This window comes from Pedobacter sp. Leaf41 (assembly GCF_001422545.1).
In the GTDB taxonomy this organism is placed as follows: domain Bacteria; phylum Bacteroidota; class Bacteroidia; order Sphingobacteriales; family Sphingobacteriaceae; genus Pedobacter.
The window spans coordinates 40760-55046 of the sequence record NZ_LMLE01000013.1; the positions used below are offsets into that span (position 1 = coordinate 40760).

Consider the following 14287-nt stretch of genomic DNA (forward strand, 5'->3'; position numbering starts at 1 on the left):
AGAATTCAGCACTTGAAAACATCTTAAAATTGTTTTACCACAACGACTTTGCCTTATCCAATAACTCGCTACCCTTATTAGTGATTTCCTTTTTACCGTTTTCAATGGTAGATGGTTGAGTATATTGGCTTACCGCATTAGACATTTCTTTGAATTTATTGATGTTCGCGAAGATTTCCTTTGTGTGTGGAACATTGTTTTCTCTCATCACTTTCTCCCAATCAATTTTCGCTAATACTGAAATCATATACTTTGAAGCCAGCCTGGCCATGAATGCTTTGTCGTAAACGCCTTTCAACGCAGCATCAGGCTCTCGATCTTTAACATAATCGATGGTTTTTTGGATGGCCTCACGTTCACTGTCGGAAAATAGAGGACTGGTTTTTAATTTTTCTAAAGCCGGAATTGCCTTCTTCGGCTTTTCTCTTTTCAAATTCAGATAGGCATCCGCCAACCAAACTAATTCGGTTTCTAAGCCAAGTTTGTTCATATCCTTAACAAAAGAGTCAAAATCTGCCAAAGATCTTTCTTCATCAACTTTTCTTTCCATTCGCATTCTATCAAACCCTCTAAAAAGGTAATTCATGCCATGGAAAGCGGTATGTGCTTGTGAGTCGCTCAAATTTCTCCAGCCAAAAAAAGCTTTAGTATAAGGCATGGGAATACTTTCATTTTTATCGAGCCATTTAATATTGCGGGATAAACCGTCTTCGGATAAGTAATAAAGGTTGTTGCCAAAGAAAAGGAAGCCTCTAACAAACTCCAACAGCGTTTTAATCTCCGAATCGTCTAAAAGCTCTGGTTGTGTTTTTGAACATTCATACAGGGCAAACGGCTGACCTAAGTCTCTTGTGGTTAAAACTGCCATGCTTAGAATCGCGTGTTCGATATTCTGAACACGTGTTTTCTCTTTGGCATCAACAGCATTCATGTCAACTTTTGGCGCTCCATACATTACATTAAAACCTTGTACTAGGCTAGGAAACACATCTTCGTCGGTAGTTTTAACCAATTTTTTTACTTTACGATAATCATTATAAAGTCGCAGCGCCTCCATTACAGAGATACTTTTTTTATTAGTATCGAGCTGATCCATCGTTTTCAAGATGTTTCGGGTTTGTGATGAAAACTTTTGGTATTCCTCCATATTGGTATCGAGTACGGCATTTGAACGTACCGCTATTTTGGCAAACTTGTAAAACACGATCTTGTCGTAATTAATATTTTCCTCAAGCTTTTCTTTATCCAGTTGAAGTAAAACCTCGTCGGTTTTTTCTCCGGAACAGCCAGCGAATACAATGATACAAATCAGTAGAATTAAATTTTTCATCTTAAACATTCCTTTAAGAGAAGCAAACGCTTCAACTAAATAAAAATATACTTTTATAGTGGGATGTTTTTTCCGGATGACTATTCGCCTACAATATCTAAATTTCTGCTGCATTTATTTTATTATTCGTGTGTAATAGATGCAGAACACATTGTTTAATGGGTAAAAACAAACCAATTGTTTATCGGGTTATGATTTCTAATACAATCCTAATGAAGATTTAATAATTTCGCTATAAAAATCAACGTTTTCAATTTAATTATGCTAATTAATGCTACCGGTTTCAAATAAAAATACATTTTTTAGCAATTTTTTAGTTTTCATATGCGAAAATTCGTTTCATGTTTAAAATGATCCTAAATTTGTAACTCCTTTAAAATAAGATGACAAAAAAGATAAAGACAGTTGGTAAAACTGACGCAGATGTGATTTTAATTGGCGCTGGAATTATGAGCGCAACACTTGGTGTTTTATTAAAAGAATTAGAACCCAATTTAAGTATTGAAATATATGAAAGATTGGATATTGCAGCAGCAGAGAGCTCTGATGCCTGGAATAATGCCGGTACCGGACATTCTGCTTTTTGCGAATTAAATTATACGCCTGAAAAAAAAGATGGAACGGTTGAAACTAAAAAGGCGGTTCAAATTGCCGAACATTTTGAGGTTTCAAAACAATTCTGGTCTTATCTTATCGAAAAAGGATTAATCTCCAACCCCGAGAATTTTATCCGAAAAATTCCACACATGAGTTTTGTATGGGGCAAAAAGAATGTAGATTATTTAAAGAAACGCTACGACGCTTTGCAGCAATGTGATTTGTTTAGCGACATGGAATATACCGAAGATCCGGAAGTGGTGAAGAATTGGGCACCATTGATTATGGAAGGCCGTAAAAAGACTGATAAAATTGCCGCCACAAAAATGGATTTAGGTACCGACGTTAATTTCGGCTCGCTAACCCGCGACATGTTTAATCATCTTAAAGAACAACCTAATGTGAGTCTTTATTTCAATCATGAGATTCGTGATTTGCAGAAGAACAAAGAAGGGAACTGGGTTATAAAAGTTAAGGATTTAGAAACAAAAGAGAAACGCAAACGCGTTGCTAAATTTGTTTTCATTGGTGCTGGTGGCGGTTCATTGCCATTGCTCGAAAAATCTGATATCCCTGAAGGAAAGGGTTTTGGTGGTTTCCCGGTAAGTGGCCAATGGTTAAAATGTACTAACGAAGAGATTATTAAACAACATCATGCTAAAGTATATGGTAAAGCCGCAGTTGGCGCTCCGCCAATGTCGGTACCGCATTTAGATACCAGGATGATTAATGGTAAACAGGCCTTGTTGTTCGGTCCTTACGCAGGTTTCTCAACCAAATTTTTAAAAAATGGATCGTTTTTAGATTTACCAAAATCTATCAAATTCAATAATATCCGCCCGATGTTATCTGCAGGTTTGCACAACCTCGATTTAACAAAATATTTGATTGAACAGGTAAGGCAATCTCCTGAAGATAGATTAGAAGCTTTAAAAGAATATTTGCCAACAGCCCAACTTAAAGATTGGGAACTGGAATATGCTGGCCAACGTGTTCAAGTAATTAAGAAAGATGAAAAACAAGGGGGAATTTTAGAGTTTGGTACCGAAGTAGTGAGTGCTGGCGATGGTTCTATTGCGGCATTATTGGGCGCTTCTCCAGGCGCATCAACAGCCGTGTCAATCATGATTGAATTACTGAGTCGTTGTTTCAAAGACGATTTGGCAACTGACGAATGGCAAGCTAAAATGAAGGAAATGATCCCTACTTTCGGTAAGGAACTGGCTAAAAATCCTCAACTTTGCAAAGAAACCAGAGCGAGAACATCAAGAGTTTTAGAAATAGAAAAAGCCTAGATAAAATTTGTCATCCTTCCCAAATTGGAAATGACACATATTTCTAAGTAAAAATTGAGATAAAAAAAGGGGCGCAAATTTTAAATTTGCGCCCCTTTTTCCTGATATATTTTTTAATTATGCTGCAACAATTACCTCAGCTACTTCTTCTGCAGAGATATCACTATGTGATGCTTCCAAAACACAATCTCCATCTTTAATTAATAAAATTTGTGGCGATTGGTGTGTAACCTGAAAAAGATGTGCAACTTCAGCAGAAATTTCCCGGTAGGCAATTAAATCCAAAAAATAAAGTTTTGTATCTTCCGGAATCACATCCCAGCTAAATTCAAAATTTCTTTTGGCCATCGAACTAATTGAGCAACGTGTACTGTGCTTAAAAATAAGGCTGTATCCGCTTGCTGATTTTATTTCATTAAGCTGATCTTTCGAAGTTAAGTTAACCCAAGTCATAATAATATTGTTTTATACATAAACACATGCAGCTAAATAAAGTTCTGCAGATGACTGTAAAATGAAATTCTAATGTTTTAAACTTAGTTTCTTCTGCGTTTACCTTCAGGGTAAGAGCTGTAAGCAGGACAAAGTTTTGAAGAGCATGACTCTAAAATGGTAATGGTGCAAAACACCGCCAATAATAAGATGGCAACTTTTTTCATTAGATTGGGGGATTAAAGCGCTAAGGTACAAATAGTTTCTTAAAACACAATTTTAAATATTGGCAGAAAAGTCGGCCATTTTAATTGCGGTTATAGCCGCTTCATCGCCTTTATTACCATGTTTGCCTCCAGCACGATCTTGGGCCTGCTCCAAATTATTAGTGGTTAAAACACCAAAAATAACAGGTTTACTATATTTAATACCCACATTGGTCACGCCCTGGGCAACAGCATCGCAAATAAAATCGAAATGTTTTGTATCCCCTTGAATTACACAACCCAAGCAAATTACGGCATCAATGTCGCTTCTTTTGCTTAGCAAAATTTCCGCTCCAACTGTTAATTCAAAACTCCCAGGCACTGGTAACGAAACAATATTTTCTTCAGCTACGCCATTTTCCAATAAAGTTTTTAATGCACCATTGTACAAAGCGCCAGTAATTTCGGCATTCCACTCGGCAACAATGATTCCAAATTTATAGTTCGCTCCATTCGGAACAGTGGTATGAGAGAAATCAGAAAGATTTTTTAGTTGTGTAGACATGTGACAAATATAATGCTAAGCATTTAATGTTAAAAGGGCTTACTGTTTAAATGTTGTAACTTTAATTTAAGTCAATTTTGTGCCTCCGTTTTCCAGGAGTTACATAGATCATTTCAAATGGAAAAAAGAAATATTTTGATTGATTTGGAAAGCAAAACCAGTATTTCAATCAAATGTTCGTCCCGCTCTCCGTTTTACTTACCCGATAAAAAGAATCGGGTTTCGTGTTCACTGCGATCGGGTTTAAAATGCTTAATGCTTTGCTACTATTTAAGCCTTCGGAAGCAAACTGCCAAAGTTTCGCTTAAATATTTTCAATTGATTGTTCAAAATTCTCTATACGCTTTCAGCGAAACTTACTAAAGTGAGAAGTGCAAAATTCATTAGTTTAGTAAATCATCAGATATATGTTTAAATAATTTATGGAATCCATTTTAATATTCCATCTAAAGTTTAAATCCCCGGTTATGAAAAAAACGCTACCAATCTTATTGCTAATCATTTCTTTTTGCTTTTATTCCGTATCCGTTTTTTCCCAAAAGAAGCAAATTTACTATAAGTCAGCTTTTAAAACTATAGATTCTCTCGCTCTCGCAACAAAGCCGAAGGAAGCCATTCCAATCTTAAATAAGTTAATCGAAAAGGCCCGAAAAGATCAAGAAACAGCTGTCATCATTAAGGCAACAATGTATCGAATGTTATTTCAGGGTTACCTGGAAGAAAATGCCTTTGCAAAAATAAATAAAGAGCTACAACAAGATATTCTTACTGCCCGCCAACCCGCCAAAAGTATTTTACAATCATTACTAGCCGAAAGTTATTGGAAATATTACGATCAGAATCGATTCCAGTTGCTTAGTCGCACCAGTGTCCAATTAAATCTGAGCGATGATATAAAAACCTGGCCAGCCAGCAAATTTTTAGAGAAAACTGCTAAAAATTATTTAGCATCAATTGCAGAAACTAAAATTTTGCAAAACACAAAAATTAATAGTCTGAGCGAAATGATGATTGGCAATGAACAAAATAGGTTTTTAAGGCCTACACTTTATGATTTGCTAGCACACAGAGCTATAGATATTTTGTTAAATACACAGATAGAAGTTACCAAAAATGATGATGCAATCGATTTTAATAATGTGAAATGGTTTGATGATGATAAGGCATTTTTAAAAATTGAGCTTCCGACTAAAGATTCGACTTCATTCTCATCAATGGCATTAGCCATTTTTCAGAAACTTATCCGCAGCCATCAAGAAAGTAATAATGTCGGTGCTTTAGTTGATGTGGATTTGAAACGGTTAAATTACGTTTATTCCAGAAGCACCCGCGAAGATAAAATGGCGCTTTATAGTGCAGCGATCCAAAAACTCGCCAATTTCTCCAAATCCTCAGAACTGTATGCCGATGTGCTTTTTGAACTGGCGTCGAAAAAATACGAGATGCGAAATCTTCAAATTCCAAAACAGGATATCGATTTAAAGGAGTTGCTAGCGATGGGCAACCTGGCTATTGAAGCCTACCCGAAAAGTACTGGTGCCAAAAACTTCGAAAAGTTAACTGCTGATATAAAAAGTAAAATGCTGGAAATTAAGATGAATCAATTTTTAGTGCCAGGAAAACCAGCACAAATACGTTTTAGGTATAAAAATACGAATAAAATTTCATTACAGCTTTTTAACGTAAGCAGAATTACAAACCGTTTTCACCTTGGCAATCTAGAAGATTTTGAGAAATTCATCACTACAAATAAAATCCAAAAGGAATGGATGGTTAGCTTGCCTGAAACTGATGATTACAGGGAGCACACCTTAATAGACAAATTGGATGGTTTGGAGAAAGGGCAATATGTTATCATCGCCAATACTACCGGCAATAATGCGGTTTTTAATTACCTAACCTTTCAAGTTACAGATTTGGCTGTAACCAATCGGATCACAGACATCCTTAATCATCAATATTTTGTTTCCAATAGCTCCACTGGAGAGGCTATAGTAAATGCAACTATAAATGAGGAAAATAATGAATATGCGGGTGGAAAATATGTATATAAACCCAGGGGAACTTTAAACACAGATAAAAATGGATTTGCAGAGAGTTCGCTAAATGCATCGGTAAACCGCATAGAAACCATCTATGGTAATGATACGGTTGTAATGGATATTAATCAGCGATTTTATAAATATATGTCTGCAAAGTCGAAGGTGGTTTTATTTACCGATCGGCCAATTTACCGGCCAGGGCAAACCGTTTATTATAAAGGAATATATTTTGAATTTGAAGATGACAAGAACCGGATCGTAAAAGAATCAACTATCGACATCACTTTTAATGATGCCAACAGAAGAGAGATTGAAAAAACTTCAAAAATTACGAATGAGTTTGGCACTTTCCACGGTTCGTTTACGATCCCAATGGGTAAATTAAACGGCAGGATGAGCATAAATACAGCTTATGGTAATGTTGATGTTCAGGTAGAGGAGTATAAGCGACCTACTTTCGAGGTTTCATTTAATCAATTAGATGAAAAATACAAGTTGAACGATACGATACTTGTACAAGGAAAAGCAATTGGATTTGCGGGTTATGCCGTTTCTGGTGCAAAAGTTAAGTATGTTATTACCAGAAATATCCTCTCGTCCAATGATCGCGTTTATGGTTACAGTCCGAGTAAGCAAGTAGCTATTGGAACAACCGAAACGAAAGCTGGGGGTGTATTTGACCTTCGCTTTTTTGCGGCAGCAGAGAATCCTAGTATTAGTGCATATTCCTATCAAATCAATGTAGATATCACTGATTTGAATGGTGAAACAAGAAGCAAATCTCAGTTTATTAATGCTGGCAAAAGTGACATTTTACTCAATGTAGATATACCCGCTAACATTTTTACTACGAACTTGAAGGATAATTTAGCTTTCGAAATTACCAATTTAAATAAGGTGCCAATTAATGGCAAATTAACTGTAGAGTGGTACAAACTAGAATATCCGGGTAGAGTGGTTTATCCAAATACTTTAGGTAGAGCGGAAAAATACAACCTGAGCAGGGCCGAATTTGTTAAGCAATTTCCTTATGATGAATATGAGAATGATGCAACTCCTGAAAGTTGGCTGACAGGAAAAATCAGTTTGGTGCAGCATAAAAAAGTAGAACTGGGTACTGGTATTTTAGAAATGAAGGCAGTTAAACTTCCTTCAGGATATTACAAGGTGAAGTTTAAAGCACTCAATGAGAATCTGGATTCCATTATTATAGAAAAAACTGTTCGAATTTACGAAAGTCCAAGCGAGAAAATATTACTGGCAAAAGAATGGCTTGTAGTGGAGAAGACTGTTGTGACACCTAGTGAATCGGCTGTTTTTAGGTTTGCAAGTATTTTGCCAAATGCCAGGGCTTATTATGAAGTATATTATAAAGACCAGGTTATAAAGAAGGTTTGGTTAAATCTAAGCCATAAGCAGGAAGTAATAAACATCAAGCCTGAAGCTCAATTTGTAGAAGGCTTCGCTGTTCAATTTACCTTAATTCAAAATGGTAGAATATTCCAATCTATGAATGTAATTACCATTGTAGATGAAAGTAAAGAGTTGGATATCCATTTTACAAGTTTCAGGGATAAACTACAGCCAGGTGAAAAGGATATATGGAAATTAAAAATCACTAATAAAAAGGGCGAAAAACAAATGGCTGAAATGGTGGTGTCTTTATATGATGCATCGTTGGATGATTTAAAAACCATGAGCTGGAATAAAATCTTTTCGCCTAAATACAACTACAATATTTACAGCTGGGGCTATAATCTCACTGCGATACAAACGGCGAATGAGATTTGGCACAAAGATCGATATCGTGGTTATTACGACATACGGAAGCGAGAATACGAAGCAATAAATTATTATGGCTTCGATTTCAACACCTACAATTTAAAATATAATTATACGCAATATTTGGCTGGAGTAGAGGCTAATAATCGAAAATTTAACAGCGAAGTGGCGACCAAAAAACTTGCTTCGTTAAAATTATCTGGTTTGGTATATGGTATTGTAACCGATCAGTATGGTTATGGCGTGCCCGGAGTTGCATTAAGAGTTGGTAAAAAGGGATCAACCACTGATGCCTATGGTATTTATAGTATTGATGCTAAAAGCGGAGATGAGTTAACCGTAAGTTATATCGGATATCACCGAGCAACAGCCGAAGTTAAAACAGCTAAAAGAATCGACTTTAAGCTGATAGAGGATAGACAAGGACTAAACGAGATTGTTGTTACAGGCTACGGAGCCCAACAAAAGAAAAATATAACCGGTAGTGTATCCAATTTAAGGGAGGAGGTTGAAGTGTTGGCCGCGAACGAGCCTGTAACAACCATCAAATTACGGGGAACAAACAGTGTGGCGTATGATCGGGCTGGTGCTCCTGCTCCTGAAATGCTTAGAGAGGCCATTGCTGTTGATGATAATAACGTTTACGATTTTGTGAGCATTGAAGGCTACGATCCGAAGACGGATACCTACATCATTAATGGTAAACCTGTTAAAAAGGCTAAAGTTATTCCACGGACAAATTTTACTGAAACCGCTTTCTTTTATCCGCAGTTGAAAACCGATGAATCAGGACAAATTGAAGTAGAATTTACAATCCCACAATCTTTAACGCGATACAAAATGATGGGTTTTGCGCATACTAAAGATTTTAAAACCAAAACCATTACCAAAGAATTGGTTACGCAGAAAAAGCTTTCCATTTCGGCAAATGCACCACGTTTTTTTCGTGAAGGAGATACTATTTTGTTTAGCGCTAAGCTCAATAACCTCTCTGGTAAACCAATTGGCGGTTTAGCCTTTCTAGATTTGACAGATGCCATCACAGGAAAAAAGATTTCTATTATAAGCAATAAAGATGCGGTTCAGCAAAAAATTCAATTGGAAAATAACCGGAACCAAGCATTAAAATGGTCTCTGATCATTCCTCCAGGCATTGGAGCAATTACATATAAGCTTACTGCTCAATCAGAAAATTATGCTGATGGAGAGGAAATGACCATACCGGTTTTACCGAATTCTATGTTGGTAACTGAGAGTATGCCGATAAACGTACGTGGAGGTGTTAAAAAAACTTTCATTATGAATAAATTACTGCATGCGGGAGATTCGAAAACATTAAGAAACCAAGCCTTAACTTTTGAGTTTACTTCCAATCCGATTTGGTATGCGGTGCAGGCTCTACCCTATCTAATGGAATATCCTTATGAATGTGCCGAGCAAACATTCAGCAGGTTTTACGCCAACAGTTTTGCAACTGGCATCATCAATTCATCGCCCAAAATAAAAATGGTTTTCCAATCCTGGCAACAAATCAACAACGGCGAAGCTTTAGTATCCAATTTGGAGAAAAACTCAGCCTTAAAATCAATTTTATTGGAAGAAACGCCATGGGTGCGACAAGCTAATAATGAAACCGAGCGGAAGAAACGCTTAGCTACTTTGTTTGATTTAGACAGGATGACTTATGAGCTTAAAGCGAATTTCGAGAAACTGGAGAACATGCAGTTTAGCAATGGTGCATTTCCATGGTTTACAGGAATGCAGGAAGATCGATACATCACGCAATACATTGCAATGGGTATCGGGCAACTGAAACACCTTAAATTAATCGACGAAAAAGCTTTTCCAAAATTGAATCAGATGCTTTCGAAGGCTATTAGCTATTTGGATGTTAAATTGATTGAAGATTATACTTTAGATCTTAAGCTTAAAAGACAAGGATTTAATTATTTAACTCTTCACTATTTATATGCCCGCGGTTATGTAAATCAGAAAAATGATAATCCTGATTATATTAGATCAGTTAACTACTTCTTGAAAATACTTACTTCGAAATGGAAATATTTAGATCCCTATCAGCAAGCACAGGCAGCCATCGTTTTCTATAGAAATGGGAGTGAAGCTGAGGCATTGAAAGTGATTGGATTACTAAAACAAACGGCACAGCATCATGATGAACTGGGTATGTATTGGGCAGATAATAGGAACGGATATTTGTGGTATCAAAATACCATTGAAACGCAAGCTTTGCTAATAGAAGCCTTCGATGAAGTGGCAAAAGATACGCACTCGGTGGAAGAAATGAAAATTTGGTTGCTAAAAAATAAGCAGACTAATGACTGGAAAACTACAAAAGCAACGGCTGCTGCAAGTTATGCTTTGCTGATGCGGGGTTACGATTTATTAAATGAATCAGCAGCACCGGAGATTGTGATCGGCGGTAAATCATTCGCAGAAATGGGCATTGCAGAACCCGAAAAAGAGGCAGGAACAGGCTATCAGAAAATAGCCATTGCCGGGCAAAATGTTAAACCCGAAATGGCCAGGGTAGAAATTACAAACAACAATAAAAGTATGGCCTGGGGTGCATATTATTGGCAATATTTTGAGCAGTTGGATAAAATCACATCCGCTGCAACGGGGGTGAAAATAAATAAACAACTATTCCTCCAAATACAAACAGATAAAGGAAATTTGCTTACCCCATTAACAAGTTCAAATCAATTAGCTCCAGGCGATTTATTAAAAGTGAGGATTGAAATTTTTTGTGATAGAGATATGGAATATGTTCATCTAAAAGATATGCGATCATCTGGTTTTGAACCGGTTAATGTGATTTCTCAATTCAAATATCAGGATGGTTTAGGTTATTATGAAAGTACGAAAGATGCTTCAACTAATTTCTTTATCAGTTATTTACGCAAAGGAACTTATGTTTTTGAATACCCGCTAAGGATTACGCATGCCGGCAACTTTTCTAATGGAATTACGACGTTGCAAAGCATGTATGCACCAGAATTCACTACACATTCTGCAGGGATTAGGGTAACAGTTAAACCTTAACTATAGCAGTTGAATACCGGTGTAAGTTGCCCCAATCGGAATTATTTTTTCTCCTATCCAAATTTGGCTGCGGTCAAATTTGGATATTTTGTTTTTAGCTACAATAAATGCCCGATGGCAACGGATGAAATCCGTTTTAGGAAGTAGTTCTGCCAAATCATTAATGGTAATCCTTGAGCTCAAAAGCTTGTCTTTTAATTGAATCTGGGTGTAATTTCCTGAAGCTTCCACATACAGGATATCATCTAGTTCAACTTTAATTTGTTCATAACCATCCTTCACAAAAATATATTCATTTTTTGCTTCCTGTTTTTGTCCACGCAGATTATATAATTCATGTGCCTTGTTGCAGGCCTTTAAAAATCGTGAAAGTGAAAAAGGTTTTAACAAATAATCAACAGCATCAAGTTCAAAACTCTGGACCGCATGTTCCGTGTAGGCGGTTGTAAAAATAACCATCGGCGGATTGCTCAAACTCTTCAAAAAATCTATCCCGCTGATGTCGGGCATTTTAATATCCAGAAAAATTAAATCGACTTTGTTGTTTTGGAGGTATCCAATTGCCTCAAAAGCATCAGTAAAAGTTTGCTGTAATTCTACAAAAGGAACTTTTGATGCATGGGAGCTTATAATCTCAAGTGCAATGGGTTCATCATCTATAGCAATAGCAATCATCTTTTTTGCGTTTGTCAGGCAGAGCGTAGTCGAAGCCTAATGTTTTTGGTAGTTTTTATGGCTGCTCATATTCTTGCAAAGGGATAATTCTTTTAATTGTTCCCAATTTGAACTAATGAGCGCTTCCTTCTTTTTTCTTGACCAGCCTTTTATTTGTTTTTCAAAAGCTATTGCGTCGTTTATATCCTTAAAATGTTCGCAAAATACTAAAATTAATGGTCTTCTTTTTGCAGTATAGCTTTCGGGATTGATTGCATTTTGGTGTTCATAAAGTCTTCGGTCGACATCGTTGGTAACGACAGTGTAATACGATTTGTCAGAACAAGCTAAAATATAAACGGTGTATTGCTCCACTTTTTGAGTTGTTTGGTAATGAAGATACAAAACCTTTTTTGAAATAATGATTGCTATAGCTTCTGTTTGTTGATGTAAGAAATGGCGCTTCGACTACGCTCAGCGTGACCCTCGTACGAAAAAACAAATCAAAACATATTCTAGATTTAACCTTTGAATCATCCTGAGCGTAGTCGAAGGATTAATCCAAGTGCAAAGTTAAATGCACAAAGAACTCATTTGCACTTTCGCGGATAATTAATTCGTGTTTTTCTGGATACAGTAAAGCCAATCTTTGCTTAACATTTTCTAAACCGATGCCACTTTTCAATTTTTCCGGATCGTTGTCTGCTTTGATGTAAATGCTGTTGCTCACATCAAAAAACAAAGTTTTCTCTTTGGTTTGCAAAGTCATTTTGATATATGATGGTTGCTGTAAACTAATGCCGTGTTTAAAAGCATTCTCGATAAATGGAATTAATAACATCGGTGTAATCTGCAAACTATTCAATTGCTCTTCAATATGCGCTTCAATTCTTATGTCGCCAGAACGCGATGTTCTGAGTTTTTGCAAATCGATGTAGTTGTTCAGGTATTCAACTTCCCTCGTCAATGAAATTTTATCTTGTGTATTTTCATGCAACATAAACCGCATCATGTCGCCCAGTTTCTGAATGCCTTCACCCGTTCTTTCTGCATTTTCTTGCAGTGCGGTACCAAATAGTGTATTTAAGGCATTAAATAAAAAGTGTGGGTTAATCTGCGATTTGAGAAAATTTAAACTTGCATCCGATTTTCCTAGCTCAGTTTTGAGCATTTGGATTTCCGTTTGTTTCTCAAATTTATGTTTATAAATGTACCATGCCAATGGCGTAGTAATGCAAACAAGACTAATAGAAGTAAAAATCAGTGCTATTGGTAACGCATCGCCATTTCTCATGAAGGCTGCAAGCATGATCAACAGTAATAAAACGATTAGTATGGAAAGAACAACATTCCCCCAAAAATACCGGCCAAATCTTTTGCCCTTTTTCCGAAGGCCTGGAATGATCTCATAAATTGAATAGAAAGCCAATAAGATATTTACCGGTGGAGCAATTAACCAGATCACCACAAATTCATAATCGCGTGTTGGAGAAAAAACAACTGCAAACACCATTAGCGTAATTAGCCATATTTTGGCCGATGTGAAAATCTCCAGCAGGATATCAGTTTTGAAGCGCTTCAAAAATGGAATCTTCTCCAATAATGATTTTCCTCTCTCTTTGAAATAAGCATAGATGTTGAACAGTAAATAGAGTAAAAAAATATAGGTGAAAGCTTCTCCAAATAAAATAGCGTAAGCATGATTAATATCGGCCTCTTCAATCAATCGATCGGCTTGCGAATAGGTATTTGCAACCATCCAGATGATTACGGAAACTCCGGTGACCATTACAGTAAGAATGATATTTAAAACTACATTGTTCTTTCTCGCAAGCTGGGGCATAAAGCAAAAATTAATCAGTAAGAAACTGATATAAAGAATGCTTATTTTGAAAATTTCTGGCAAGAAGAAATTAGTTAATCTACTGTATTCCAAATGATTTTCGATAAAACGATAAGCGTTTGCAGTGCCATAACTTGTGGACGTACATATGCCAATTAGTGCCAGAACGTAAAGTGCTGTCGAAATCCAAAATTCCAGTTGATTGATGCTTTTAGTTTTCATTGTCGTGTCTTCGCCAGAAAGAATAATCATAATGTGTTGTAGTTTATACCACAATGTTACTAACTCTTCTCACTTCAATTTTTTAAAATGTGATGGATGGGGGTAAAAATGTGATGAACTATTTACGTTGTACGTTTTACGTGGAAAGTTATACGTAATGCGTTTTAAATTGGGCGATTTGGCTTTTAAATCTAAAACTTATTACGTACAACTTACAACACTTTATTATCTTCGGCATTCCAACTTCACTTAAAAT

Annotated in this window: 9 protein-coding genes; 2 read left to right on the forward strand and 7 right to left on the reverse strand. The window is 36.3% G+C overall.

The annotated features are described in order from the left end of the window. Positions 1–34: 34 nt before the first annotated feature. On the reverse strand, positions 35–1330 hold the full coding sequence (locus ASE92_RS20275; protein ID WP_056851950.1) for a hypothetical protein: 1296 nt from the start codon (positions 1328–1330) through the stop codon (positions 35–37). 383 nt (positions 1331–1713) lie between these two features. Here ASE92_RS20275 and ASE92_RS20280 point away from each other — a divergent pair, with 383 nt between their 5' ends. After that, on the forward strand, positions 1714–3222 hold the full coding sequence (locus ASE92_RS20280; RefSeq protein ID WP_056851951.1) for a malate:quinone oxidoreductase: 1509 nt from the start codon (positions 1714–1716) through the stop codon (positions 3220–3222). Positions 3223–3339: 117 nt separating this feature from the next. Here the strand turns inward: ASE92_RS20280 and ytxJ are convergent, their stop codons facing one another. From ytxJ to ribH, 3 genes are all read right to left on the reverse strand, one after another. Further along, complete coding sequence (gene ytxJ, locus ASE92_RS20285) at positions 3340–3675, reverse strand: bacillithiol system redox-active protein YtxJ (RefSeq protein ID WP_056851952.1); 336 nt, start codon at positions 3673–3675, stop codon at positions 3340–3342. Between the two features lie 83 nt (positions 3676–3758). Continuing rightward, a complete protein-coding gene (locus ASE92_RS21625) occupies positions 3759–3881 on the reverse strand; it encodes a hypothetical protein (protein WP_255352363.1) in 123 nt (40 codons plus the stop codon). Between the two features lie 52 nt (positions 3882–3933). Then, on the reverse strand, positions 3934–4425 hold the full coding sequence (gene ribH / locus ASE92_RS20290) for a 6,7-dimethyl-8-ribityllumazine synthase (protein ID WP_056851953.1): 492 nt from the start codon (positions 4423–4425) through the stop codon (positions 3934–3936). A 467-nt stretch (positions 4426–4892) separates the two neighbouring features. Here ribH and ASE92_RS20300 point away from each other — a divergent pair, with 467 nt between their 5' ends. After that, on the forward strand, positions 4893–11312 hold the full coding sequence (locus ASE92_RS20300) for an alpha-2-macroglobulin (protein WP_056851955.1): 6420 nt from the start codon (positions 4893–4895) through the stop codon (positions 11310–11312). On the opposite strand, the gene ASE92_RS20305 is transcribed toward ASE92_RS20300, so the two are convergent. From ASE92_RS20305 to ASE92_RS20315, 3 genes are all read right to left on the reverse strand, one after another. Further along, positions 11313–11987 (reverse strand): LytTR family DNA-binding domain-containing protein, encoded by a 675-nt coding sequence (locus tag ASE92_RS20305; protein WP_056851956.1) that lies wholly within the window; start codon positions 11985–11987, stop codon positions 11313–11315. It abuts the gene before it with no gap. Positions 11988–12023: 36 nt separating this feature from the next. Further along, positions 12024–12341, reverse strand: a complete 318-nt coding sequence (locus ASE92_RS20310) for a GIY-YIG nuclease family protein (RefSeq protein ID WP_056851957.1) — start codon at positions 12339–12341, stop codon at positions 12024–12026. A gap of 181 nt (positions 12342–12522) precedes the next feature. Then, positions 12523–14061, reverse strand: a complete 1539-nt coding sequence (locus tag ASE92_RS20315) for a sensor histidine kinase (protein ID WP_056851958.1) — start codon at positions 14059–14061, stop codon at positions 12523–12525. Positions 14062–14287 lie beyond the last annotated feature (226 nt).